Raw genomic sequence first — 24,124 nt, 5'->3', positions numbered from 1 at the left:
TCATTTGCCAGTCGGCCGCCTAGAGTTCGATCTATGACTGTGCGCGTGGTCGAGCGAGGACGGCTCGATGACCAGGAAATAGCCGGTGTGTTGGGGGTCGTTGAGGCGGCGACGGACGCCGACGGGGTTCGCCCGCTCAACGAGCACGTGATGCTGCACCTGCGCTACGGCGGTGACGAGCGGGCGCGCTCGCTGCTGCTCTACGCGGACGGCACGCTGGTCGGCTACGCGCACGTGGACCCCACGGACGAGGTCGAAGGGCCGAGCGGCGAGCTGGTCGTCCACCCGGCGTTCCGCCGCAAGGGGTACGGCAGGACGTTGCTGCGTGCCGTACTGAACGCCGCGGGTGGACGGCTGCGGCTGTGGGCCCACGGCGACCACACGGGTGCGGCCGCTCTGGCGGCCTCGCTGGGATTCGAGCGGGTGCGGTCGCTGTGGCAGATGCGCCGTTCCCTGTTCGCGCCGCTTGCCGCCTCGCCCATGCCCGGCGGGGTACGGCTGCGCACGTTCGTGCCGGGCGAGGACGAGGAGGCGTGGCTCAAGGTGAACGCCGCCGCCTTTTCGAACCATCCCGAGCAGGGGTCGTGGACGCTGGAGGACGTACGGCGACGCGAGTCCGAGCCATGGTTCGATCCGTCAGGATTTTTCCTAGCTTTTCGCGATACGCGGCTGGTGGGCTTCCACTGGACCAAGATCCACGGGTCCTCCTCGGAGGAGCACGGCCACGAGCCGCTCGGCGAGGTCTACGTCGTGGGCGTCGACCCCTCCCAGCAGGGGACCGGCCTGGGCAAGGCGCTCACCCTCGCCGGCCTGCGCCACCTGCGCTCGCGCGGCCTCGCCCAGGCGATGCTCTACGTGGACGAGGCCAACACGGCGGCCATCAGGCTGTACGAGTCCCTCGGGTTCAACCGGTGGGACGTCGACGTGATGTACGCGGCTACTCGATGAGGGCGTGAAGACCGTAGTACGACAGCGCCGCCACCAGCGCGGCCGCGGGGATCGTGAGGATCCACGCGGTCACGATGTTGCCGGCCACCCCCCACCGCACGGCCGACAGCCGCTTGGTGGCGCCCACACCCATGATCGCGCTGGTGATCGTGTGCGTGGTGGAGATGGGGGCGCCGAAACCGATCGCCGCGACGTACAGAACCGTGGCGGCGGCGGACTCGGCCGCGAAACCCTGCGGCGGGTCGAGGGCGATGATCCTGCGGCCCAGCGTGCGCATGATGCGCCAGCCGCCGGCGTACGTCCCCAGAGAGATGGCGCCGGCCGCGGCCAGGATCACCCACTGCGGGATCGAGTCCGTCGGACCCGCGTACCCCCCGACCACCAGCGCCAGGAAGATCACACCCATGGTCTTCTGCGCGTCCTGCAGGCCGTGCCCGAGCGCCATCGCGGCCGCCGAGACGGTCTGCGCGTAACGGAAGCCCCTGTTGGTGCGTCCCGGTTGCGCGTTGCGGAAGATCCAGTAGATTGCGATCATGATCGCGGCGGCGAGGGAGAAGCCGACCAGGGGCGACAGGATCATCGGGATGACGACCTTGTCCACGACACCGCTCCAGTGCACCACGCTGGCCGAGGCGAGCGCCGCCCCGACCAGACCGCCGATCAGCGCGTGACTGGAGGAGGAAGGCAGCCCGAAGTACCAGGTGACGAGGTTCCAGGTGATCGCGCCGATCAGTCCTGCCCCCACCACCACCAGACCGTGAGTGCCCTCAGGCGCGTCGATGATGCCCTTGCCGACCGTCTGCGCGACCTGAGTGCCCAGGTGCGCGCCGATGAAGTTCATCGCGGCGGCCAGGAACAGCGCCGCGCGCGGGGTGAGCGCGCGGGTCGAGACCGAGGTCGCGATGGCGTTCGCCGCGTCGTGGAAGCCATTGGTGTAGTCGAAGACCAGTGACACGACCACCACGCCGATGACGAGGGCGAGCGTGAGGTCCACTTAGCTTTCCTTGACCGCGATCGACTCGACCGTGTTCGCCACATGCTCGAACGCGTCCGCCGCCTCCTCGAGGCGGTCGATGACCTCTTTCATCTTCATGACGGTGAGCGCGTCGTACTCACCGCTGAAGAGCTTGGCAAGCAGCTTCCTGTAGACCTGGTCACCCTGGTTCTCCAGGCGGTTGACCTCGATCCAGTACTCGTTGAGATTCTTCATCGAGCGCAGCCGCGGCATGGCCTCAGCCGTCAGCTCCGCCGCCCGCTCCAGCACCTCCACCTGACGGACGACGTCCTTCGGCAGGTGGTCGATCTTGTAAAGGACGATGAGGTCGGATGCCTCTTCCATGGCGTCCATCACATCGTCGAGGTTCGAGGCGAGGCGATAGATGTCCTCGCGGTCGAAAGGCGTGATGAAGCTCTCATTCAGCCGGTTCATGATCGCATGAGTGCGTTCGTCACCGGCGTGCTCGCAGGCGCGCATCTTCTCGGCCAGCGCTTCCCTGTCCGAGCCGTCACTGATGATCTCCACCAGCAAGCGCGATGCCGTGACCAGGTTGTTCGCGGAGTCCGCGAACAGGTCGTAGTAGCTGTCCTCACGAGGCGTGAGACGCAGGCGCACGTCGTTCTCCAGATGTGCGGGGATGGTCCGCAGAGAAGGGTACGGGTTACCAGCGGAAATGCGAACTTCATGGTGCGCACACCCACTCTTCTCCTTCTCGCTACCCGCCGTATGATCTGCGACACCGGCTACAGGGGTAGTTTGGGGCCCATTTTTCCGGTGACCGCTTTGCCGTGGGTAGCGGGGTTTCGGGAGCTGAGACCGGGTCTGTGCCGCCACCGGTCAGCGACCCTGGGCGCGAGGGTAGATTTTCGGACGGCCGACCTGGGATTTCGGCTCACGAGCCCGGTGACGCCTCGAGACCCGGACCTCCGGCCCGGACGACACCTCCGCTCACCGCCGCCGCGCCCGGCCGCCGCCCATCTCCGCGCCCGGTCGCCGCCCATCGCCGCGCCCGGCTGCCGCCCATCGCCGCGCCTCCAACCGGGGTGAGCGATCAGGCACCCATCGCCCGGACGACGGCCCCCGAAACGGGAACCCTCCGGCCCGGGGGCAACGACCGCACCCATCCCTTTGACCCCCTTGGCCAACGCACGGCCTCAGACCCGAGGCCGCAGCCCTACAGACCGCACCATCCCCGCTCCCGGACGATCTTCTCACGAGAACACCCGGCCTCACCCTCTGGACAACCGACCCCATCGACCCCATCGGCCCGGGCTACCGCCCCATCGACTGCGTCCCTCCGGACGGCCGACCCCGTCGACCCCATCCCCCGGACGACCGGTCCCATCAACCCCGTTCCCGGACGACCGGTCCCATCGGCCCCGTCCCCCGGACGGCCGGTCCCATCTGCCTGGACGACCGGCCGCTGTCCCCCGGCATCCGGCCGACCCTGCCCGCGGCGCCGTACGGAGGGCCCTCTCCTGGACGGACAACCTCTGCCTCCTGGACGCCCGGCAGGCCCTGTTTCGGGAACGACCGAACTCACCCTGAACGGACGACCCCTCCCACAGGAAGCGTCTGGCCCCTGGAAATGCCGGGACCCATCCCTCGTGGAGGACGAATGTCCCTCGTGGAGGACGAATGTCACCTACTCCGCACCCGGGCACACGGCTGCTCCCGCACCGAGCCCACGGCGGCCTACGAGACCGAACACACGCGCCGGCGGACGGCCACAGCCGACACTCCTCAGGAACGAGCCGTCGTCAGGATCGTCAGATCACGGTCCGGTGGAAGTTCCTGAACGACCGGGAAGGAGTCGGCCCACGCTGCCCCTGGTAGCGGGAGCCGTACTTCGCCGACCCATACGGATGCGCCGCCGGCGAACTCAACCGGAACATGCACAGCTGCCCGATCTTCATCCCCGGCCACAGCTTGATCGGCAACGTGGCCACATTTGACAGCTCCAACGTCACGTGCCCCGAGAAGCCGGGATCGATGAACCCCGCGGTCGAATGCGTCAGCAACCCCAGTCGGCCCAGCGAGCTCTTCCCCTCCAACCGGCTCGCGAGATCGTCGGGCAGCGTGATCACCTCATACGTGCTGGCCAGCACGAACTCCCCCGGGTGCAGGATGAACGGCTCATCGCCCTCAGGCTCCACCTGCCGGGTGAGATCAGGCTGCTCGACAGCGGGATCGATGTGCGGGTACCGGTGGTTCTCGAACACCCTGAAGTACCGGTCGAGCCGTACATCGATGCTGGACGGTTGGATCATCTCCTTGTCGAACGGGTCGAGCTTGACACGCCCGGACTCGATCTCGGCAAGGATGTCTCTGTCAGAAAGCAGCACGCTGAGCAACTTACCGTGTGCCACGGGAAACTCGGTTGGCTCGCGGTTGCTGATGTGCGCCTGGTTTCCGCTACAGTGGTGGGCGCGGCTCCAGCCGATGCGGGTGTAGTTCAATGGCAGAACATCAGCTTCCCAAGCTGACAGCGCGGGTTCGATTCCCGTCACCCGCTCCACACATGAAGGCCCAGGTCAGGGATTTAACCCCGACCCGGGCTTTGATCGTTTCTAGGGCTGGTTGATCTTCGCGGGCCATTAGGTCTCGTCCTACGAGAGCCTTGCTCTATGGACGAGCACTGCTGTGAGTTGATGACCCGTCAAGTGACGTGGCGCTGCGACGATCACGAAGATCCGTTCGACTGCCTGGACATCCTCATAGGGTTCGACGCCAGGTTCCGGGAGTACGGACTGATCATCCATGACGGTGGGACCTCGACCATCGGCATCGCCTTCTGCCCTTGGTGCGGGAGCCGCCTGCCCGTTTCTCAGCGTGATCGCTGGTTCGAGGAACTGGAGCAGCGCGGGATCGACCCATGGGGAGCCGAGGTCCCCATGGAGTACAAAGACGGGCGTTGGCTGCACTCATGACCCGGCCAGCGGAGCGATTGGCTCTCGGCACCTTAGTCATCCCGTAGGCACCAGCGTTCCGGTCGCGCCGCCGTCCTCATCACTCTCATGCTCTTCTAGCTGCCGATTGATCGCATCCGTGATCGTCTGGTCGGCACCCCGTACAGCGTGCTGATCAAGGCGGCAGCGCGCGGCCCTCCCCGCGCGGGCATGCGGCCCGGGGGCTGGTCCCGCGCGGGGGAACCGCGCGCCGGGAGCACAAGGTCGCCAAACCTTAAAGTATCGACATGTCCGAGAGCACACCGTCCGACGGCCGGTACGCCGAACTTCGCAGACTGGGCGAGGAAGAGCGTTACATGGCGGTCGAGCTCCAACAGACCCGCGCCCAGATTGCCAGCCTCATTCAGCAGTTCCTTCCGCCGCATGCGCGCGCCGAGAAGATAGACGAGGTTGTGCAGGCCAGCGGCTACAGCCGGACTCTGATTGACGCCCTCCGGTACAAGGACCATCCCTGGCACCAGGGCAGCAGGCCCAAGAAGGAATAAGCCTCCGGCGGGGAACTCCGGCTCCGGGATGATCGCCGCGCCGGGCCTTAGGCCTGTAGGTGGTTGAGGTGGAAGCAGGCGGGCCAGCCTGTAGCGGGACAGGACGCGGTGCACGGTGGAAGGGTGCAGGACCAGCAGTTAGGCGATGCGGGCCGGTCCCCACGACGTGTCACCCGCACCTTGATGATCCGTCGTTCGGTTCGGGTCGGGGTGCATCGGGGACTGTGGTGTGGCAGGGAGGATCGATCGGCCATGCCGGCCGCGCCGTGCTGTCGGTAGCGGTCGGCCCACCGTTTGGCTGTGGTTACGGCCACCTGGAAGCGTTCGGCGGCGCGGCGCAGGGGCCAGCCGTCGTCGACGACACAGCGGGTCAGCCGAAGCCGGCCTGTTTCACTCAGCGGGGCGTTACGGTAGGACACGAGGGCCTCCGGCAAGCTCGGCGTAGATGTCGCAATCCACACCGAACCCGCAGGCCCTCCCTCATTTCAATCACATCGGGCTCGTGTCCTTGGCGAACTCAACCTCTGTGGTCATTACACCTAGCGCGTGAACTCACTTCGGAGGTAGCCGTGAAAGAGCGAGAACGGACTGTATCTTGATCGCGCCTCTTGTTGCACGAAGAGGTAATCGGCGATGACGTGACCAGCGAAGTGACCACTTCTCACCACGAAGGGCAAGCCCGCTGTGCCGCGCAAGGGATCGCCGATATCCACCATGAGTCCGCCTACCAGCGCCACGGGAAGGTTGATCTGGTGGACAGATTTGAAGAGCAGTTCGATGTGGAGCGCATCCGGCTCGAACTCCGTCCGTAAGACGAGCTCGCTATGCGAGGGTGAGTAGCTCCAGATCCGGAAGCGGCGACCGGGGAAGCTCAGGGGGAGAGCGAGCTGGCCGGGGTAGCGATCGTGGCTCACGGTGTGAGCTGACCACGGCCATCATCGTGAAGCAAGACGCCAGCGCATGATCGCCGTACAATTTGCCCGAGGTGACGAGCGGTCAACCACGGTCACTATCAGTCTGGAGGTCATCGCCGCTGACCAGGTTTCCGCTAGTACGGCGGCCATGATCGTTGCAGTTCCCAAGCTGACAGCGCAGGTTCGATTCCCGTCACCCGCTCCACTTCAAAGGCCGCCGCGGGCCGTAGCAGCACCACGCGCCAGCTGTACCCGATACCCACGCCGACCTCTGCACCGCGCCGCCACCTGGCGCTTTACTCCTCGCCGGCCGGCGCGCAATATTCACCGGATTCGATTGCCGACCTCTGGCATGATCCGCTGCATGCAGACCCGGATCTTCTTCGTACGCCACGGCGACTCCCTCCACAAGAGGCAGGGCGTGATAGGCGGTCCGAAGGGATGCCGCGGCCTCACCGAAACCGGACGCAAGCAGGCCGCACAACTCGGGCAACGGATCGCCACTGAGATCGAAGACGACACGGCGACGATCTACTCCTCGACCCTGCCCCGGGCAGTGGAAACGGCCGCCGCGATCTCAGCGGCCACCGGCCTGTCCTCCTCCCAGGACTGTGGGCTCTGCACTTGGCACACGCCGCCCGAGGCAGACGGCCTCACCCACGCGGAATTCTCCCGACGTCTCGACATCGAGGGCGGCGGCATCTACCGCCCCTTCCAGAAAGGTAACGAGACCTGGGCCGAGATGGTGGCACGCACCAGCCGCACGATCGCAGACCTCGCCCACCGCCACCGCGGCGAAACCATCATCATCGTTGGCCATGCCGAAACGGTCGAGATCTCGTTCAACGCCCTCGGACTGTTGCCCCTCTACCGCTCCTTCGACCTGAAGGTGTCCCCTACCTCGATAACAGAGTGGACCACCGACCAAGACCCCACACAGTGGCCACCGCCCAGATGGACACTCGTCCGCTTCAACGAAACCACAGCCCCTGGCGGGAGCACTCCGGCTCCGGGGTGATCACCAAGGGTGCAATAGTCGCCGTCGGCCCGAGGGTGGGTGGCTGAGGCGGGCCCCGATCATCCCGCCCGCCATCGACCCGGGACAAGCCGAGCACGGTGGCCCGCATCGTGCCGGGCGAAAGTGTCCTGGCGCACGCCGCGGCCGGCGGAGTGGGCAGTCAACTCGGCCAGGCCGCCAGACTGCTCAGCGCGGGCCGCGTGGTCGGCACGGCAGGCAGCACCAGCAAGATCGAGGTGGCCAGGAGCAAGGTGGCCAGGAGCTTCGGCTACCAGGAGGTGGTGCTCCGCGATCAGCATCCCTCCGGCTTCGACATCGTGGTCGACATGGTGGGCGGTACGGCACGCCGTACCGGGCTCGATGCCCTCAACCCGATGGGCCGCCTGATCGTCATGGGCAACGCCAGCGGTGCCGAGGATGTGCGCATCCCGGCCAACGAGTTGTGGCTCTCCAACAAGACCGTGTCGGGGTTCAACCTGGCCGCTTTCAGCGCCACCTACCCTGAGGAGACAGGACGGGCACTGCGCCGAGCCGTCGCTGCCGTGGCGGCAGGCGACCTGCGGCTGCACGTGGAGGAATTGGCGTTGGAGCAGGCCGCCGAGGCGCACCGGCGCATCGAGTCCGGCACGACCACGGGCAAGCTCGTCCTCAAGGTCGCCTGATCTCACCTGCTTCGGCGGTGTGGGTACCAGCCCGAAACTCGTCGCCGATCTCGTCGAGCTCATCACCGAAACTCAGCAGTGGTCCAGGCGTCACCGTGCCGGCGGCCCCTCCCCCACAGATGGCTCCCGCACAGCCCCTCGTCGGGAGGCTCTGTAGGGTGACGGAATGGCTGAGACGCAACGTCGACCCGTACCACGCAACGACTCAGGTGAGATTGACACCGCTCTGGCGTTCCTGACGTTCGCTCGGGAATCGGTTCTCAAGAAGACCCACGGGCTGGACGACGAGCAGCTACGACGCGTCCTGGTTGACACCGGCACCACCCTGCTTGGGCTGGTCCACCACCTGACCATGGCGGAACGCTACTGGTTCGGGTACCACCTGACCGGAGTCAAATCGGAGAAGGACTGGGACTTCGGCATGGATGCGGCCGGGCTCGACACCGCACAAGTCCTGGCCGACTATCACACGGCGATCCAAGCAAGCGATGCCGCGATTCGCGCTGCGGGTGACCCCTCGGCCCCAGTGGCGGAGCCCATCGACGGGGAGTTCCGGACGCTGCGCTGGGTCCTTGCCCACATGACAAGCGAAACCGCCCGCCACGCAGGCCACGCCGACATCCTCCGCGAGCAGATCGACGGCACCACCGGCCGATAGACGGCGCGCTGATCAAGGGCGTCTCGCACACGCCCGCGCTTGGGCCGAGACGCCGAAACGGCGAATTGGCGAACAGGTGCAAAGCGGTCCAGACCTCTGATCGCCTCGGGCGGGGGCACTCCGGCTCCGGGATGATCTCCGATCCCAGATCAGGGGCCGTAGGTGGTCAAGGTCCAAGCCTGATCATCCCGTCCGCAACGTCCGGGCAGACGGGAAGATCAGGCAGGAGGAAGGGAAGGGGTACCGAGGGCGGACCGCGCGAGGCGGTCTTGAATGAGCCGCTGGCGGTGGGCAGGAATGCGGCAGGCATTCATTGCCCGTTGCAACAGATCAGAATCGAACCCGCGCGTACCCATGTAGTCGAGGAGCGGGTCATATCGATCAGCCCGGTCTCGCAGGAGCTCCGAACCCAACCGGAGTTCCAGCCGAACCACCGGCACGTGGTGAGAACCGCACGTGATCAGGACGTAATGCTGCCATGGCCCGCTGCCCACACATTCCATGGCGTCGGAATCGACTCGTCGTTCGACTGTGCTGAGCTCCAGTTCAACCCCATTCACCTCGAACCTGGCGAAGTATTGCGAAGATTCGGGTAACCATGAGGCGGTATATAGACAGGGGAACGATGAGAGTGCCGCGGCGAACGTGTCTACGTCTTCTCTGCTGGCGAGCAAGACGTCGATGTCCCCAACAGGGAGTGGTACGCCTTGCAGAAGTGCGGCACTTGTGCCACACACGCGATACGCCGTGTCGGCGCCCGCAGCTCCCAGCGCATCGAGCGCCATGTCTAATGTCGTCGTTATATCCGTCAGGTTCAGTGATCTTTTCCCGTCGCCCATGTAGATCAACGTATCAATCATGCAAGTGCGCGCGTCAGGCGTCCGAGGCGGCCACGCTCATGTTCTCGGTGGGACGAAGGTCATGAACATGCGGACCTGGAAGACCGATCGCGCGTACGGCCTCCGTCCACCCAGCGAGCTTGCTGAACCCGCTCCGCCGCATCGGACCGCCCTTGACCCCGGTCGCTCTCGGGCGCCGGCTGCTCGGGCCTCGCGCAAGGGCGCGAGCGCACCAGACCGGCTGATTCCACATGCTCGACCCACTGATGCACCACGGAGTGCGCGGACGGCGATGTCCGATCTCACGAAACCGGGTGGAGTCTCGCTGAAGTCGGCCGACATCTGACTCGAGCGCGAACCCTGCCAAGGGCGATACTTACGTGGATGAGCAAAGGGGAATCGAAGCGGAACGCCGTCATCATCCCTGGAGGGATGTACGGACCGCAGGCAGGATTACTCGCCTACGTCAGCGAAGCGGCCGCCCGCCGTGACGCCATTATCGAACTGATCTCATGGACGCCGCCGAGAGACCGCCTCCTGGAGAGGGGGCCGTCCTGGGTCTACGAACAAGTGTCGCCCGTCGCGGAGAGGCTGGGGACACCGCTGCTGATCGGCAAGTCGCTCGGCTCCTTCGGCGCCGCTGTGGCTGCGGACCGGGGCTTGGCGGGTATCTGGTTGACGCCGCTGCTCACGACTCCCGCTTGTGTGGATGCGTTGCGCCGGGCCACGGAACCATTCCTGCTCGTCGGCGGCACGGCGGACGAGTTCTGGGATGGCGCGACAGCGCGGGAGTTGACGTCGCACGTGTTGGAGATCAATGGCGCCGATCACGGGATGAAGTTGCCGGGGCCGCTCCACAAGTCCGCCGAGGTCCTCGGTCAGGTGACGACGGCCGTCGAAGCCTTCCTCGACAACATCGTCTGGCATTGACGCGCGTTCCACAAACACAGAGCCCGTGAACAGCCTGCGCGCCACGCAACGGCGAACAGGATGAGGCTTCTGTTCCTCCCAAGGTGACGACGCAGGTTCGATTCACGTCAGGCCTCAGGGTTCAGAAAGTGCTGAAGGGGTTTCATTCGCGGTCTTCAGCACGGCCGAATCATACTGCGGAGCAGGCCATATCTGAAGGTAATGGTCATGTACCGAGTAACGCTCTTCGTCCATTCCTCGGACGTGATACCGCAAGCGGTATGTTCCGGGACCGGAAAGCAGCGGAGAAAGGCTGTGCGCCTTTTCCTCGTCCCAGTCCATGAGCCATCCGATCAGGACGACCTCACCCGACGGGGAATCGAAACCGATCTCCGCGATGTCCTCATAGCCGTCAAGGTCAGCACCCGGATCACGGTCGGCGGCAGTCACCGTGAAGGGAACCATCCCCCACTGCAGCGCGACATTCAGGATGGCGACGCCTCTCCCTTCCACTTTGATGAGCCCGGCCGATTGAGTCGGTGGATCATCCGACCTGTCGGCGGCGTCATAGTCCCCCCGATCCAGGAGATAGACCCGACCGGTGTCCTCCACCTCCACATCCATCCGCTTGGTGCGCATGACAGAAGACTCATCTCCGCTCATGGATGGGAACCATAGAGTCCGTCACCGACAATTCCGGCCTTGGGCCAGCGCACCAGGACTGCGCAAGGAATCACCGGCACTTACGGTCAATCGACCGGCATATGCCCAGGTCATCGCTTTCCTCGCTCAGGTCGCATGATGCCGACAGTTCGGATTCGATTCCCGTCACCCGCTCCGACAACGAGGGCCTGGATCCGGGAGAGATTCCAGTCTGGGCATCTTTCACGCGATTGACGTCCTACGGGGACCAAGATCCCGGCCGAGCCGGCCATCGCCCTCATGGATCCCGCTGATGTGCCGGTCGATGGCGTCCGTGAGCGTCTGATCGGCACCTCGTACAGCATGCTGATAGATCATCGTGGCTCTGACGTTGTCGAGACCCGTCCGCGGGACGTCTCGAGCGTGCCCGCCACTCGGGCCCGCGGCCACGGGGCCATCACAGGGACAACGGCCAATAGAGCACGTACGCAAGCACAGCACCAACCCCGATCGACAACGGCACGACCGGGATGACCCAAAGCGCGGCCAGTCGAGCACCCATCCGGCGCCAACGAACAAGTGAGATCAATCCGAGGAGCATCGCGCTCGCGATCGGCGCCAAGATCCACGCGAAGAAGGTGACAGCTGACCATGTGCTGAGCGGTGAGCACTCCTGGGTCTCATACTCCGTCATCGGATCAAGGCCGCACGCCGTCATCTCAAGAACCGACACGGCCATCCAGGCGACGTAATCCGCTACCCAGAGGACGGCCGAGACAACGATGACGCATGCCTTCGCTATCAACAGCGACCGCGCCTGAGTTGCGCCGGGCGATGCCGTCGTCGGAGGGGGGCTGGCCATCCTGAGACTGTACGGTGGGGGTCCTGAGGTGATCAACGGTTGGTAGTGCGCCTCCGACAGGGGCGCTCCGGCCCCAGGATGTTCGCCACGAACGCGCCATCGCCTGCCCGGACAGGATCCGGGAAAGGGTCCAGCCGGGGCGGTTCCGCCGGTGAGGAACCTTTGACTCATTCCTCCTGTCGCAGGTTCCACAGGTGGAGGGTGGTCTGGTCCTTGGAGACCGTGTACCAGCCGCCCTGTCCCGCCGATCGGGGAGATCCCGAGACTGGGAAGGGGTAGGCGATCCGGCCGCGCAGGGCCATCGTGCGTGGGTCGACCAGCCAGTGGCGGGGGACCTCCGCGTGGTACTCGGTGCCGACCACGGCGGTGTCGTCGTACGGGAACGCCGCCTCGTAGTCCCAGCGAACGCGGTCGTCGTTCTCGTTCGAGGGAGGGGGCACGGCTTCCTCGGCGTCCAGGCTCCGCAGTTCCATGCCGTCCTCCGCCCGGTGCAGGTAGAGGGACCACTGTCCCGGATCCGTTGTCAGGAAGTGCTCCCCGGACGGGCTCACGGCAAGGAATACCTCCTCGACGAACCGCTGGACAGTGAGCTTCGCGCCATCCCAGTGTCCCCACAGCACAGGTGAGTCCTCCTCACCCTCGCCGACAGTCAGTCCCATGTACGCCGGGTTCGGGTGGGGGAAGTGGGTGGAGCCCGATCCCACGGTCATCGTCTCGGCCCGGGTCAGCACCGTGCCGTCGGCGGGGTCGAGGATCAGCCATTCCTCCTTGGTGTCGCGCCCCGCGCGGTTGCGGATGTGGGCCCAGAGGAGCCGGCCGTCCGAGGAGAAGGCCGCCGAGCCGCTGTCCGCGTGGCCGTGGTAGTAGTCGTCGGCGTACTCGGAGAACGAGGCATGATCCTTGGTACATACGGCGGCGGACCAACAGCCGTGCCGGATCTCCCACCGCACGGCGCCGGTCGAATCCACGGCTCGCAGCGCGTGCACGCCGGCGAACACGGCGAGATCACCCGTGGGAGAGACCGCCACCGAGCCGTACCGGCGGGGCCAGGGCGCGGGGAAGCGGACCTCCGTCTCATCCCCGTCCAGGTCGCGGACGGCCAGCTCGGTGTCCCTGCGCTGCACCAGCAGCCTGCGCCCGGGCCAGTGCAGCACCTGCGGGGCGTCCGCCGCGGGGTCGAGCGGAGCGGCGGCCAAGAGACGGGCGGCGAACTGGGCGAAACCCTCGTGGATAGCGTCATTCTGCATAAGGCTGGCATCCTTGCACACTTGTCGGATCGGCAGCCGACCCCGAATTGAAGGGGTCGAACCCCAGTGGGCAGGCGGTGCCGGTGGACCGCCTGCCCACGACTTCAGGAGTGATCACCTGTCTTCTGCCTCATGAGGTCGTTCCGTACCTGCCGAAGGCGGGAGCCGCCGAAGCCCTCCGGCCATCCGGGCATCGTCCGCCTCGAACAACTCCTGTGCCCGTCGGGCAAGATGGCGGTCCATGAACAACGGTGCTGATCCGTTTGCCGGACTGGACGAGGTTCGCTGGAGCCGTATGCGTCACGCCTACGGGTCCGCGGTCGACGTGCCGGACCTGCTGCGTGGCCTGGTGCATCCCGATCCCGCCGAGCGCGAGACCGCACTCGACGGCATGTACGCGGCCGTGCATCACCAGGGTGACGTCTATCCATGCACGGTGGCGGTGATCCCGTTTCTGCTGCGCATCGCCGAGCGTTCGGAACTGCCCGGCCGTCCGGAGGTCGTGCGGCTGCTGGCCGGCATCGGCTCCGCCGAGGATCCCGAAGGGCTGTCGGGGCCGTACCGGAAGGCCAACCAGGCGGTCGCGGCCGCGTACCCGCTGTGGGAGCGGTTGCTGGAGGACGCGGACCCGCGGGTGCGGGAGGCGGCGGCCGAGGTGCTGCCCGCCTGCGTGGATCGGGGTCAGGCGGCGCTCGCGTGCCTGACCGGCCGGCTGACGCAGGAGGGTGACACGGCCGTGCGGACCACGATCGTCCGCACGGTGGGCACATTGGCGCGGCGCGCGGAACATCCTGACTCGGCGCTCCGTGACCGGCTGGCCGGCATCGTCGCCGTGGATCCGGACCCGCGGCTGCGGCTGGTGGCCCTGGCCGAGCTCGCCTCGTTGCCCGGTGCGGCGGACGTTGCGCCGGTGGCCGAGGTCGGCGACGCGCTGGAGATGGTCGCCGCCGTCTACCGCTCGGGCACCCCCGTCGCCCCGCCCGCCGGGTTCGAGACCGATACCCTCACCGGGGCCGTGCGCCGGCTGCGCGAGCAGCAGGACGAGGGGCGACGCGCACCTCAGGCCGCCGAGCTGGTGAGCAGCCTGAGCTTGTCCTTCGGCGACCGAGTGGACGACCGCGTACGCCTGCTGGCGGCCCTGCTTCGTTCACCGGACTGGGAGTGCCGCCTGGACGCCCTGTGGCCCGCGGGCCGGCTCATCGAGGGCTGGCGGGGCGATTACGGGGAGCTCGTCAAGCTGATCGCCGGCCAGGTGCACGACGGGCATGCACGTACGCGCCCGCGCGCCGTCAGCGTGCTGAGGCCTCTGGGCGCGCTGGCCGCTCCAGCCGCCGACGCGCTGGCCAAGGCGTTGACGGACGCTCCCGTACGTTCCCTGCCGCACACGAGGGCCGACGAGAGGGAGCTGCCATGGGTCATCGAATGGCCCGGCGACCTGCCGACCGTGGGCCCGGCGTTGGAAGCGCTCAGCGGCACGGGGGACGCGCGGGCCCTGCCGATGCTGGCCTGGGTACTCGACCGTGAGCCGATGCCACGCCACATCGGCTCGCTCGTGATCGGATTCGGACCGCGCGCGGCACCGCTGGTGCCCCTGCTGCGCCGCCGCCTGCGCGATCTGTGCTCCGACGACCCGCACGACCATCGCCGTGACGGCATGGCCTTCGCACTCGCCGCGATCGGCCCAGCCGCCGCCCCGGCTCTGCCCGACCTGCTCGCAGGGCCGCTCACCCCTGGCGTGCTCCGTGCGCTCGTGGCGCTCGCCCCCGAAGCGCCCGAATGCCTGCCGGTTCTGCGCGAGGCCGCCGCCGGCCAGGACCGGCAACTGGCGGTGCCGGCGGCGAAGGCGCTGTGGCAGGTCAGCGGGGACGCCGACATCGCACTCTCGGTTGCCGGCCGGTGCCTCGACAACGACAGCGAATACGCCTGGCAGGACGGGACGGAGCTGCTCGCCGCGCTGGGCCCGGCCGCCAAGCCGCACCTCGCTCGGCTGCGCCGCCTGGCCCGGCGCAAGGACCCTTACCGCTGGCTGCCACTGTCGGCCGCCCGCGCGCTGTGGCGGGCGACCGGCGACCCGGCACCAGTGCTGCCGGCGCTGGAGCAGGCATGGACGGTGAACGTGCACACCCGGCGCCAGGTCGCGTCGCTCTGGGCCGAGATCGGACCGGCCGCGGCGGACGCCCGCCGACTGCTGTCCGCCGAGCTGAGCCGGGCGCGCCGACACAACGTGAGCGAGGACGTGTACAGCAGCGCGGGGCTGGGCGAGGACGAGGAACTGCTCCGCCTCTGCCGGACGGCGCTCGCGGCCGTGGACGGGACGGCGGCCGCCCTCGCGGCCGTGGACGGGACGGCCGCCGCCAGGCACCCCGACGGTAAGAGCACCAGGGACGACTTCGACCGGCGCGCCCGATCCGCCGGCGACAAGAACGAGCACCGTGGCCAGGGCGACGAAGGCGAATAGCCGCCGCGGTTGCCGAAAGACTCGAGAACCTCGCTGGAGCCCCCGGTTCGCCGTGGCGGCCGTCACCTGCCGGCGAGCGACACAACACCGGGCCCACGTATGGCGGGTGTCCGGTTGTTGTCCGCACGTGCTGTCCACGGGTGGTGGACACCGTACCGGCCCTCCGAAAGTGATCTCGCACTGTTCGTCACGAAGGGAGCAGACGATGAGGACGGCTGGCGCGCTGATTGTGAGCGGGTTCCTGGCAATGGGGATGGCGGCCTTGCCGAGTGCGGCCGCGACCAAGCAGGCACTCACCGGAAAGGTGATCAACACGGCGGGGCTCGCCTCGTTCGAGGCAACCGTCATCGGTGGGACCGCGGATGGAGAGGAGTACAGAATCGACTTCAACAAGCGCCCCATGAGGTGGTACGCGTACGGGGCGCCGATCTATCCGGTGTGCTGGCTGGAGGGTCCCAAGGTCACCGGCCCGTACGGTTCGACCACCGCCTGGATCTCCGTGGGCGGCGGATACGCCTCCAGCGGTGACGGCACGCAAACGGTGCTGACCGACGCGTGGGTCAACACCGGCGACGACATCCGCAAGCAGATCAAGAAGTGCGCGAACTCCAGAGGGTGACGGGCGCGCGGAAGTCGCCGGTGCCGGCCCGGCCGGCCTGATCTGTCGCATGCGCGGCGCACCGGAGCGGAAGTCCCGCCATGGCCGGGCCCCGAGGGCCTTGGTGACTTTCGTTCCGGTGCTCTCGCCGCATGAGACGACACTCGCCCGCGTCGGGACAGCAGAGACCACAGCCGAAAGCCTGGCCGCGCGACAGCACCGGCACTGGCGGGGAGGGACGCGCGGTCGCCGTACTCGCACCGTCCGGGAAGCGACGACCCGCTGACGGACGGAGCCTATTCACCGCTCCAACGGCACGTGGCTCGGGCCGCGGACGCGGTCACGGTGTAGGTGTCGTGGGCTTGACGGGGTTGGTTGGCCAGGATGAGGGTCAGGCGTCCCGGTCCGGGGACCGGCCAGCTGCCCAGGGTGACCCAGGCGCCGCGATGGGCCCGCTGGTCGACGGTGACCGGTCCTGCCAGGTGCGGGGAAGTGGTGTCGTCGTCGTCCAGGTAGTAGAAGGCGGTGCCGGCTGAACGCCGGTCGTCGGCGATGAACGCCTCGATGGTGCACCTGGCTTCAGGCCGGGTGTCGAAGTACCAGAACACGCCCTGGGTGGCATGCCCCGGTTCGGAGGCCACCTGCAGGAACAGCGACGTGCCTGTGCAGCCGTCCTGCCTCCAGCCTCCGCCGGCCCGTCTCCAGCCGGGGTCGGCGTAGGACCATTCCGCCTGGCAGCCGAGACCGTGCACCGCGCTCCAGGTGTTCTCGCCGACGGGCGTGGCACGGCTTGGCGTGGAAGCCGTGGCCGGGGCGGTCGTCTGGGGGGACGCGGCCTCAGGTGTGACGGGCGACGACCCTGTCCCGGTGGGCACGGAGCCGGCGCCCGCGTCTGTACCGCCAAGAGCCGACATCCCGGCCGTGACGAGCACCACGACCGCTGCCACGACCACCAGTGTGGCCATCCATCGCGTGGAGGGCGCGCGCGACAGGAGCTTGTGGCCAGGGCCGGCCGCATGATGCCGGGCAGGGCTCTCCCGGGCTGAGGCGGACTGTTCATCGGTGCTGTCGCGCTCGTCGGCAGCCTGCTCGACAGGGTTCTCCGGCTGCACCGTCGGTGTGGTTCTGGTGGCTGCGAGGGCCTGGGCACGGCGCTCCAGCCAGGGTTGGGCGTCGTCGACGCCGAGAGCGTGAACCAGCGCTCGCAGCACTCCTTCCGACGGCAGACGATGTCCCTGCAACGCCTGGCCGATGACCGACTTCGAGTACGGTGCCTGGGCGCGCCTGGTCCTGTCCGCCAACTCCCGCACCGACGGCGCCCCCTGCCGCTGATGCAGCGCCCGTAACTGTGCGATGAAGACGGCCACGGGGTCCTCACCAGGTCCTGGCCGTCGTCCACGTCCATCCTCGGAGATCGGGTCATCGAGATCTGACACTCGCCTACGTCCTCGTTCCCTCGCTGGTCAGCTTCTGTCCGGACGTGGCGGGTGTCCGGTCGTTGCCCGCATGCGCTGTCCACGGGTGGTGGACACGGCACCGGCCTTCCGAAAGCGGTCTCACACCATCTCGTTCCGACAGCAGTCATGCAGTGAGATCATTTCAGCGCATCGCCGCCCGTGCCATCGCAGCAGCGACCCTCGCCCTCCCCGCGCTCACCTTGACCGGCTCGCCCGCCGTCGCCGAACCTGCCGGCTCGCCCGCCGTCGCGATCCTGCCGAGGAGACGCTCCCGCTCCCTCTGAGCGGCGAGCTCGTGGGCGCGGTTGAGGCCAGGCGGCCAGACGGCCGCCCAGCCGCCCAGCCGCAGCGTGTCACTCGCCGGCGGGCCCTCCGATCTCCAGCAGCCGCCCCTCGGACAGCTCCAGCCAGCGCTCCACCTTGATCTCCGCGAGGAACCGCTCGTCGTGGCTGACCACCACGAACGCCCCCTCATACGCGCTGAGCGCGCTCTCCAGTTGCCCCACGCTGACCAGGTCGAGGTTGTTGGTGGGCTCGTCAAGCAGCAGGAGCTGGGGCGCCGGCTCGGCGCACAGCACGCACGCCAGGGTGGCGCGCAGCCGTTCGCCGCCCGACAACACGCCTACCGGCAGGTGCGCACGCGCGCCGCGAAACAGGAAGCGGGCGAGCATGTTCATCCGCTCCGCTTCCGGCATGCTGGGGGCGAACACGGCCAGGTTCTCCGCCACGGTGCGCTCGACGTCGAGCAGGTCCAGCCGCTGTGACAGGTAGGCCACCCGGCCGTCGGCCCGCCCTGCCCGCCCGCCGTCGGGCTCCAGCTCGCCGCTGATCAGGCGCAGCAAAGTGGACTTGCCCGCGCCATTGGGACCGGTCAGCGCGATGCGCTCGGGCCCGCGGACGGTCAGGTCGATGCCCGGCTCGGCGAACAGGCCGCGTGCCTGCAGGCGTTCGCCGTGGAAGACGGTACGCCCCGCGGGCACGTTGGTCCCTCGCAGCTCCAGCGCGAGCTTGAGGTCGTCACGCAGCGCCCGCCCGGCCTCGTCGAGCCTGGTCTTGGCGTCGCTGACGCGGGCGGCGTGCATCTGGCCCGCCCGCCCGGCGGACTCCTGGGCGCCCCGTTTCATGTTCCCCGCGAAGATGCGCGGCAGGCCGGCGTTCTTGAGGTTGCGGGCGGCGTTGCCGGCCCGGCGCTCGGCGCGCTCGCGGGCCTGCTGCATCTCCCGCTTCTCGCGCTTGAGCTCCTGCTCGGCGCTGCGCACGTTGCGTTCAGCGGCCTCCTGCTCGGTGCGCACGGCTTCCTCGTACGCGGTGAAGTCGCCGCCGTAGAAGCGGACCTCGCCCCGGCCGAGCTCGGCGATGCGGTCCATACGGTCGAGCAGGGCCCGGTCGTGACTGACCACGAGCAGGCAGCCGTTCCAGTCGCCGAGCACGTCGTAGAGTTTGCGGCGCGCGCCGAGGTCGAGGTTGTTCGTCGGCTCGTCGAGCAGCAGGACGTCGGGCCGCTTGAGGAGCTGGGCGGCCAGGCCGAGCGACACGACCTGGCCGCCGCTCAGCGTGCCCAGCGTGCGGTCGAACGCGAGGTCGCCCAGCCCGAGCCGGTCGAGCTGGGCACGGGTGCGCTCCTCGATGTCCCAGTCGTTGCCGATCGTGGTGAAGTGCTCCTCGCCGGCGTCGCCCGATTCGATGGCGTCCAGCGCGGCGATCACCGGGGCGATGCCGAGGACCTCGGCCACGGTCAGGTCGCCGGTAAGGGGCAGGCTCTGCGGCAGGTAGCCGAGCACGCCGTCGACGGACACGCTGCCGCCGCGGGGCGCGTGTTCGCCGGCGATCAGCTTGAGCAGCGTGCTCTTGCCCACACCGTTCGGGGCGACGAGGCCGGTACGGCCGCCGCCCACGGTGAAGGACAGGTCGCTGAAGACGGGCGTGTCGTCAGGCCAGGAGAAGGACAGGTGGGAGCAGATGATGAACGCATCGGACATGCGAGAGACCTCGTACGAGAACGCGGGCGTGCCGAAGCCGCCCGGAAAAGGGGACAGGGGTTCGGGGAACGACGACCAATGGCCACGTCGGCGGCGCCATGTGCGCCTGCCGGGGCCGGTCAACCTCCGGTATCACCCGGAGATGTCGTCGTCACCTGCCACGTCTGGTCTCCTAGCTTCCGATCTCGAGCGTCTTTCACCATAGCAGCCGCCGGGATCAGCGTGCGCCGGCCACCTGGGCCTCCTTCTTGCGCGCCCGGTAAGCAGCCGCCTTGATCTTGTTGCCGCACGACTCCATGCCGCACCACTCCCGGCGCCCGCCCCGCGACCGATCGATGAAGATCTTGGTGCACTCGGGGTTGGCACACTCCTTCATCAGCGGGACCTCCGGCCCGCTGAGCAGTTCGATGGCGTGCCGAGCCACGGTGGACAGCGCCTGCGCGGGGGTCGCCTCGACCCACCGCCCTTCGGCCGTGAGCTGGGGCGCCGCCGGGGGCTTGCGCGCGGTCTCGTTCACCAGGGCGAGCGCCTCGTCGTCGTATCCTTCACCGGCGAGCCTGGCGGTGACCAGCGCGTAGACGGCCTCCCGTATCGCCACAGCCTGGGCCAGATCCACTTCCTGGCAGGGGGAGACGGCGTCGACGATGCCGGACTCCAGGTACCAGGCGTCGAGCCGGCCGGGGACGTCGAGCGTCTCGACACGCTCCGTACGGCGCGCGCGGAGCGTGCAGGCAAGGTCGAGCGCGGGGTCGCCGCACAGAAACACGTGCTTCACGTCACCAGCTTGACAGGTGACTTCGAGCCGCGCAATCGGAAGCCGGTTCTGTCAGCCGTCACCGTATGCGTCCTGGCGGAGGAACAGGTTCAGGTGCCGTTCCGCCCACAGCTCGTCGTCCAGGTGGCGGTCTCGCCATTCCTCCGGCGGGTCGGCCAGCCAGTCGTGACCGAAGATCGCGTACGAGTGATCCGCCCGTACGCGCTCCACCTCGTAGTGGCCCAGATACTCCATCAACCGCCGCCACCACCGGCCGTTCGCGACGACCAGGTACGAGGCCGCCAAGCCGGGTTCGTGCAGCCAGCCCCGCATCATCCGCGCCTGGAAGACGTCCGTGACGGGCGACGGCATGGCCTCGAAGTCCGGGAAGATCAGATGCCGAGCGACAGCGACGTGCGCCCCGGGAGGCACCGCCATCCGCCGGCTCACGTCGCGCCAGATCTCCCCCACCACGGGGTCGGCCTCCCGCTCTTCCCGCTCCGGCGCCGGCAGGGTCAGCCAGCTCATGAAGGCGCGCAGGCGGTTGCTCGTGCGACACCGGAGCAGGGTGAAGGCCTCTGGCTGACGGCCCAGCCAGAACCGGACGGACGCGGCCGTGACCTCGCCGTGGGTCTCGCGTGCCATGGTGACGAGTTCGTCGTGGTCAGCAGGGGTCGCCCCGGACGACCGCATATCCTCCTCGTCCACCCGTGAGACCTCGTCCACCCGTGAGACGTACCGGCGCACGGGCCCGCCGCGCCGGCGCAGATGGCTGATCGTCCGCATGACCGCCACGCATGCGTGCGGGTCCCGGGCGTCGCGCAGGAACCGGCCCATGGCGTAATGGCGGATCCGCAGGTGCATCCGCTCGTAGCCGACGGGGTCCCGCCACCGGAGGTCGTGTTCGAGGGCCTCGCGCAGCACACCGTTGATCTCCAAACCGTGGGCGGCGGCTTCGACATACGGCTGCGCTCGGAGCCAGTCGAACAGTTCCGCCGCCTGGCCTTCCGGCACCACCGCCCTGAGGAGGTCCTCGGTGGTGTGGCGGGCAAGCGCGCACACGTGCAGCGCCGACCGGTGCACTTCTGTCGGCACGCTGCCGGCCAGGAGTGCGAGCACGTTGTCGACCACGTACCGCACGGCGTCACGGCGCGACGGCATTCCCGTGGCCGACATGCTCCTGCTGACCTCTGCGGCGAGCGACAGGGCGAAAGGGTTGCCTGCGGCGAAGTCCACGATGGACCTCTGGAGGCCGGGGTCGACGCCGCGGGCCTCTACCAGCGCGGCAGACTCTGCGACGGTGAGGGCTTCGAGGTGCCGGATCACGATCGTCCCGGCCCAGGCCGGGTCGGTGAGCCAGGCGGCGCTCGGCCCGGTCCGGCCCGCCACCACGATGATCGCGTCATCGGGCAGCTGCCGGAGGTATTCGTCGCGCAGCCACGGTTCGGCTTCTTCCAGCTCCTCGAAGGAGTCGATGAGGAGAACCCCGCCGGAGACACCCGAGAGCTCCTGCGCGAATCGTTCGAGGTGTTCGCGTGCTTGCGTGGTCGCCGAGCCGTGGAGGTGGCATACTCGCCGGCCTGCGGCAGCGGCGTCGTCCGCGAACCTGCGCAACAGCGTCGACTTGCCGATGCCGGCGGGTCCGCGGACGAAGAGAAGACCTGGACGTTCCCCACGACTCCTCTTCAGCAGTTCCTGGAAGGCGGCACGTTCCGTACCCCTGCCGACGAACTGCCGATCGGGAGACCGCTCCGGCTTCGTGCCCGCCGGCTCGGGCGAGGCAGGCGGCTCCTCTGGGGAGTGGACGGCGGGCGGCTCGGCCCATGGAGCGGAGGCGAACTCGTCGTCGTGGTCCGCGTCGGCCCGGAGGATCTTGTCGTGGATCTCCCGCAGCCGCGGTCCAGGACTTGCGCCCAGCTCCTTGCCCAGCAGGTCATAGACCGTTCTGTAGACCTCGAGCGCCTGTGCCCGCCTGCCGCTGCGGTACAGGCCGAGCAGGTAGATCTCATACAACGGCTCTTCGAGCCGGTTCTGCTCGATGAGCAGCGGGACCTCGGCCACCACCTCGGCGTGCTCCCCCAGCTCGAGGCGGAGTCGCAGCAGTTCCTGGGTGACTGTCAGCTTCAGCCGTTCCAACCGGAACCGCTCGCGTTCGACGGCCTCGCCCGGGACCCCGGCCATCGCCGTGCCCGTCCAGAGGTCGAGCGCCTGCTCCAGGCGCTTCGCGGCCGCCGCGATGTGCCCGCTCGCGCGCTCTTCCCTGGCGGTCTCGACCAGGTTGGCGAACTCGGTGGCGTCCAACGCGAACAGCGACGGGTCCAGCATGTAGCCTCCGGCCTGCGAGCTGATCGCCGTGCCCAGTCCGTGCTCGGACAGCAGTCGCCGGATGCGGGAGATGTAGGTCCGGATGACGGCTTCGCCAGTGGCCGGCGCATGCTCGCCCCATAGGCCGTCGACCAGCTCACCGATCCGTACGAAGCAGCCGCTGTTGGCCAGCAGCAGCATCAGGACGGCCTGTTGCTGCGGCGCGCCGAGACCCAGCCGCGTGTCACCGCAATCGAGGCCGGGCGGTCCGAGAACGGTGAACCTGCACGCATTCGGCTCTCCAGTCACGATCGGGACGCTTCCTTCGCGAGAATGCACGGCGGCCGGCCTGTCGCACGGCCCCGCGGTAGTACGTCGCAGAAGGTAGGTTCGCCCGGATCGCCTTCGCGACCGTCACGTGACGCCGTACGTGTACGTCGTTCGCGGCCCGTGCCCCGGGGACGGAAAGATTACGGACCGCTGACGAGCTCGACAGCGCGGCGATGGGCCCGACGCGGCGTCAGTAGGGTCGGTCAGAGACGCCCGGGCACGGCTCCAGGGCGTCAGCGACGGTCTCGCTACGCGGGAGGGTTGGGGGAACCTCGATGGCCGGGGTGAGTTTCGGGTTACTGGGTCCGATCAGGGTCTGGCGCGGCGGGGAAGATCTGGAGGTCGGGTCTCCGCAACAGCGGGGGGTGCTCGCCCTGCTGCTCCTGAGCGAGGGGCGTCAGGTTCCGCTCGACGAGATCGTGAGCGCGGTGTGGGGCCCCGAGGCGCCGCGCAGTGCCGGCGTGAGCACGCGCACTTACGTCTCCCGCCTGCGCCGGGTGCTGGCCGAGGGTGGTTCGGCCGGGCTGGGCACCGAGGCGGAGATCAGGTCGGCGGGCCGGGGCTACCAGCTGGTCGTGGATCCCGGCGCGGTGGACGTGACGGTGTTCAGGCAGACCACCGCCGCTGCCAGGGAGGCCCGCGAGCGTGGGGAGGTCGCGGAGGCCTCCCGGCTGCTGCGCGGCGCGCTGGCGCTGTGGCGCGGACCGGCGCTGGACGGGCTGAGCGGAGCCTTCTTCGCGGGCCGCCGCGCCTGGCTCGAACAGCTGCGTGCTTCGGCCGTCGAGGAGCGCTGGGCGGCTGACATCGAGCGGGGCGACTGCGGCGAGGCGATCGCCGAGCTGAAGCTCGCGACGGCGGCCGAGCCGTATCGCGAGCGGTTGTGGGAGCTGCTGATGTGGGCCCTCGACCGTGACGGCCACCGCGGGGAGGCACTGTCGGCCTACCGTCTGATCGCCCGGTTGCTGGACGACGACCTGGGCCTGGAGCCTGGTCCCGGCCTGCGCAGGATGTACGCCAGGATCAGGACGGCAGCTGACGTCTCACTTGTCTGAGCCGCTCCACGGGCCGGCACACCGGCGGCGATCTCGGGCTGC

Annotated in this window: 23 protein-coding genes, 1 tRNA gene and 1 pseudogene; 12 read left to right on the top strand and 13 right to left on the bottom strand. The window is 68.3% G+C overall.

The annotated features are described in order from the left end of the window. Window positions 1-33 precede the first annotated feature (33 nt). A complete protein-coding gene (mshD, locus tag AC3EO4_RS33380) occupies window positions 34-948 on the top strand; it encodes a mycothiol synthase (protein WP_431899350.1) in 915 nt (304 codons plus the stop codon). On the opposite strand, the gene AC3EO4_RS33375 is transcribed toward mshD, so the two are convergent. The 3 genes from AC3EO4_RS33375 to dcd all read right to left on the bottom strand — a co-directional run bounded on the left by AC3EO4_RS33375 (window position 938) and on the right by dcd (window position 4,404). Then, entirely contained in the window at window positions 938-1,942 is a 1,005-nt protein-coding gene (locus AC3EO4_RS33375) for an inorganic phosphate transporter (protein WP_379569430.1), read from the bottom strand. The genes mshD and AC3EO4_RS33375 overlap by 11 nt on opposite strands. Continuing rightward, window positions 1,943-2,560: a DUF47 domain-containing protein gene (locus AC3EO4_RS33370; protein WP_354914137.1), complete on the bottom strand. Its 618-nt coding sequence runs from the start codon at window positions 2,558-2,560 to the stop codon at window positions 1,943-1,945. 1,154 nt (window positions 2,561-3,714) lie between these two features. After that, the gene (gene dcd / locus AC3EO4_RS33365; protein WP_431899348.1) at window positions 3,715-4,404 is read right to left on the bottom strand and encodes a dCTP deaminase; all 690 of its coding nucleotides are present in this window, start codon (window positions 4,402-4,404) and stop codon (window positions 3,715-3,717) included. Here dcd and AC3EO4_RS33360 point away from each other — a divergent pair. The 3 genes from AC3EO4_RS33360 (at window position 4,390) to AC3EO4_RS33350 (ending at window position 5,399) form a co-directional block, all read left to right on the top strand. Next, window positions 4,390-4,463, top strand: a tRNA-Gly gene (locus tag AC3EO4_RS33360). The genes dcd and AC3EO4_RS33360 overlap by 15 nt on opposite strands. A 109-nt stretch (window positions 4,464-4,572) precedes the next feature. Then, window positions 4,573-4,875, top strand: coding sequence for a DUF6980 family protein (locus AC3EO4_RS33355; protein WP_431899346.1), 303 nt, complete (start codon window positions 4,573-4,575; stop codon window positions 4,873-4,875). 266 nt (window positions 4,876-5,141) lie between these two features. Continuing rightward, on the top strand, window positions 5,142-5,399 hold the full coding sequence (locus AC3EO4_RS33350) for a hypothetical protein (RefSeq protein WP_431899418.1): 258 nt from the start codon (window positions 5,142-5,144) through the stop codon (window positions 5,397-5,399). 51 nt (window positions 5,400-5,450) lie between these two features. Here AC3EO4_RS33350 and AC3EO4_RS33345 read toward each other — a convergent pair. Both AC3EO4_RS33345 and AC3EO4_RS33340 read right to left on the bottom strand, forming a co-directional pair. Next, window positions 5,451-5,818 (bottom strand): annotated as a pseudogene (locus tag AC3EO4_RS33345) (helix-turn-helix domain-containing protein); the annotation flags it as partial. Window positions 5,819-5,938: 120 nt separating this feature from the next. Beyond that, the gene (locus AC3EO4_RS33340; RefSeq protein WP_431899344.1) at window positions 5,939-6,313 is read right to left on the bottom strand and encodes a hypothetical protein; all 375 of its coding nucleotides are present in this window, start codon (window positions 6,311-6,313) and stop codon (window positions 5,939-5,941) included. 364 nt (window positions 6,314-6,677) lie between these two features. On the opposite strand from AC3EO4_RS33340, the gene AC3EO4_RS33335 reads away from it, so the two are divergent. From AC3EO4_RS33335 to AC3EO4_RS33325, 3 genes are all read left to right on the top strand, one after another. Beyond that, the gene (locus AC3EO4_RS33335) at window positions 6,678-7,331 is read left to right on the top strand and encodes a histidine phosphatase family protein (RefSeq protein WP_431899343.1); all 654 of its coding nucleotides are present in this window, start codon (window positions 6,678-6,680) and stop codon (window positions 7,329-7,331) included. Between the two features lie 110 nt (window positions 7,332-7,441). Continuing rightward, complete coding sequence (locus AC3EO4_RS33330; protein WP_431899342.1) at window positions 7,442-7,993, top strand: zinc-binding dehydrogenase; 552 nt, start codon at window positions 7,442-7,444, stop codon at window positions 7,991-7,993. A gap of 166 nt (window positions 7,994-8,159) precedes the next feature. Further along, on the top strand, window positions 8,160-8,651 hold the full coding sequence (locus AC3EO4_RS33325) for a DinB family protein (RefSeq protein WP_379569444.1): 492 nt from the start codon (window positions 8,160-8,162) through the stop codon (window positions 8,649-8,651). Window positions 8,652-8,869: 218 nt separating this feature from the next. Here the strand turns inward: AC3EO4_RS33325 and AC3EO4_RS33320 are convergent, their stop codons facing one another. Then, window positions 8,870-9,499, bottom strand: coding sequence for a hypothetical protein (locus AC3EO4_RS33320; protein WP_431899340.1), 630 nt, complete (start codon window positions 9,497-9,499; stop codon window positions 8,870-8,872). Between the two features lie 375 nt (window positions 9,500-9,874). Between AC3EO4_RS33320 and AC3EO4_RS33315 the strand changes: the two genes are divergently transcribed. Further along, window positions 9,875-10,420: a hypothetical protein gene (locus AC3EO4_RS33315; RefSeq protein WP_431899339.1), complete on the top strand. Its 546-nt coding sequence runs from the start codon at window positions 9,875-9,877 to the stop codon at window positions 10,418-10,420. A gap of 114 nt (window positions 10,421-10,534) precedes the next feature. Here the strand turns inward: AC3EO4_RS33315 and AC3EO4_RS33310 are convergent, their stop codons facing one another. The 3 genes from AC3EO4_RS33310 to AC3EO4_RS33300 form a co-directional block, all read right to left on the bottom strand. After that, window positions 10,535-11,062, bottom strand: coding sequence for a hypothetical protein (locus AC3EO4_RS33310; RefSeq protein WP_431899338.1), 528 nt, complete (start codon window positions 11,060-11,062; stop codon window positions 10,535-10,537). Window positions 11,063-11,498: 436 nt separating this feature from the next. Further along, window positions 11,499-11,903 (bottom strand): hypothetical protein, encoded by a 405-nt coding sequence (locus AC3EO4_RS33305; RefSeq protein WP_431899336.1) that lies wholly within the window; start codon window positions 11,901-11,903, stop codon window positions 11,499-11,501. 167 nt (window positions 11,904-12,070) lie between these two features. Beyond that, entirely contained in the window at window positions 12,071-13,150 is a 1,080-nt protein-coding gene (locus AC3EO4_RS33300) for a hypothetical protein (protein ID WP_431899335.1), read from the bottom strand. Window positions 13,151-13,391: 241 nt separating this feature from the next. Here AC3EO4_RS33300 and AC3EO4_RS33295 point away from each other — a divergent pair, with 241 nt between their 5' ends. Together AC3EO4_RS33295 and AC3EO4_RS33290 are read left to right on the top strand one after the other, a co-directional pair. Next, a complete protein-coding gene (locus AC3EO4_RS33295) occupies window positions 13,392-15,608 on the top strand; it encodes a hypothetical protein (RefSeq protein ID WP_431899333.1) in 2,217 nt (738 codons plus the stop codon). A gap of 205 nt (window positions 15,609-15,813) precedes the next feature. Further along, window positions 15,814-16,227 carry a hypothetical protein gene (locus AC3EO4_RS33290; protein WP_431899331.1) on the top strand — a complete coding sequence of 138 codons (414 nt, stop codon included), beginning with the start codon at window positions 15,814-15,816 and terminating at the stop codon, window positions 16,225-16,227. Between the two features lie 275 nt (window positions 16,228-16,502). Here the strand turns inward: AC3EO4_RS33290 and AC3EO4_RS33285 are convergent, their stop codons facing one another. Further along, window positions 16,503-17,573 (bottom strand): helix-turn-helix domain-containing protein, encoded by a 1,071-nt coding sequence (locus AC3EO4_RS33285; protein WP_431899330.1) that lies wholly within the window; start codon window positions 17,571-17,573, stop codon window positions 16,503-16,505. Between the two features lie 221 nt (window positions 17,574-17,794). Between AC3EO4_RS33285 and AC3EO4_RS33280 the strand changes: the two genes are divergently transcribed. Beyond that, entirely contained in the window at window positions 17,795-17,947 is a 153-nt protein-coding gene (locus tag AC3EO4_RS33280) for a hypothetical protein (protein ID WP_431899328.1), read from the top strand. Window positions 17,948-18,016: 69 nt separating this feature from the next. Here AC3EO4_RS33280 and AC3EO4_RS33275 read toward each other — a convergent pair whose 3' ends face one another. The 3 genes from AC3EO4_RS33275 to AC3EO4_RS33265 form a co-directional block, all read right to left on the bottom strand. After that, window positions 18,017-19,642 (bottom strand): ABC-F family ATP-binding cassette domain-containing protein, encoded by a 1,626-nt coding sequence (locus tag AC3EO4_RS33275; RefSeq protein WP_431899327.1) that lies wholly within the window; start codon window positions 19,640-19,642, stop codon window positions 18,017-18,019. A 217-nt stretch (window positions 19,643-19,859) separates the two neighbouring features. After that, window positions 19,860-20,417: a CGNR zinc finger domain-containing protein gene (locus AC3EO4_RS33270; RefSeq protein WP_431899325.1), complete on the bottom strand. Its 558-nt coding sequence runs from the start codon at window positions 20,415-20,417 to the stop codon at window positions 19,860-19,862. 51 nt (window positions 20,418-20,468) lie between these two features. Further along, window positions 20,469-23,009: an AfsR/SARP family transcriptional regulator gene (locus AC3EO4_RS33265; protein ID WP_431899323.1), complete on the bottom strand. Its 2,541-nt coding sequence runs from the start codon at window positions 23,007-23,009 to the stop codon at window positions 20,469-20,471. A gap of 305 nt (window positions 23,010-23,314) precedes the next feature. Here AC3EO4_RS33265 and AC3EO4_RS33260 point away from each other — a divergent pair, with 305 nt between their 5' ends. Continuing rightward, a complete protein-coding gene (locus tag AC3EO4_RS33260) occupies window positions 23,315-24,082 on the top strand; it encodes an AfsR/SARP family transcriptional regulator (protein WP_379569465.1) in 768 nt (255 codons plus the stop codon). Window positions 24,083-24,124: the final 42 nt, after the last annotated feature.

This window comes from Nonomuraea sp. bgisy101, from assembly GCF_057708945.1.
Note: the sequence above shows the minus strand (reverse complement) of the source record. Positions and strands in the feature narration are given on the sequence as shown.

What these genes read in the sequence shown, in the direction of transcription:
- AC3EO4_RS33335 (WP_431899343.1), top strand. Translation starts at nt 6,678, where the DNA reads ATGCAGACCCGGATCTTCTTCGTACGCCACGGCGACTCCCTCCACAAG.
- AC3EO4_RS33315 (WP_431899339.1), top strand. Translation starts at nt 9,875, where the DNA reads ATGAGCAAAGGGGAATCGAAGCGGAACGCCGTCATCATCCCTGGAGGG.
- AC3EO4_RS33350 (WP_431899418.1), top strand. Translation starts at nt 5,142, where the DNA reads ATGTCCGAGAGCACACCGTCCGACGGCCGGTACGCCGAACTTCGCAGA.
- AC3EO4_RS33290 (WP_431899331.1), top strand. Translation starts at nt 15,814, where the DNA reads ATGAGGACGGCTGGCGCGCTGATTGTGAGCGGGTTCCTGGCAATGGGG.
- AC3EO4_RS33275 (WP_431899327.1), bottom strand. Translation starts at nt 19,642, where the DNA reads ATGTCCGATGCGTTCATCATCTGCTCCCACCTGTCCTTCTCCTGGCCT.
- AC3EO4_RS33295 (WP_431899333.1), top strand. Translation starts at nt 13,392, where the DNA reads ATGAACAACGGTGCTGATCCGTTTGCCGGACTGGACGAGGTTCGCTGG.
- AC3EO4_RS33355 (WP_431899346.1), top strand. Translation starts at nt 4,573, where the DNA reads ATGGACGAGCACTGCTGTGAGTTGATGACCCGTCAAGTGACGTGGCGC.
- AC3EO4_RS33300 (WP_431899335.1), bottom strand. Translation starts at nt 13,150, where the DNA reads ATGCAGAATGACGCTATCCACGAGGGTTTCGCCCAGTTCGCCGCCCGT.
- AC3EO4_RS33325 (WP_379569444.1), top strand. Translation starts at nt 8,160, where the DNA reads ATGGCTGAGACGCAACGTCGACCCGTACCACGCAACGACTCAGGTGAG.
- mshD (WP_431899350.1), top strand. Translation starts at nt 34, where the DNA reads ATGACTGTGCGCGTGGTCGAGCGAGGACGGCTCGATGACCAGGAAATA.
- AC3EO4_RS33305 (WP_431899336.1), bottom strand. Translation starts at nt 11,903, where the DNA reads ATGGCCAGCCCCCCTCCGACGACGGCATCGCCCGGCGCAACTCAGGCG.
- AC3EO4_RS33310 (WP_431899338.1), bottom strand. Translation starts at nt 11,062, where the DNA reads ATGAGCGGAGATGAGTCTTCTGTCATGCGCACCAAGCGGATGGATGTG.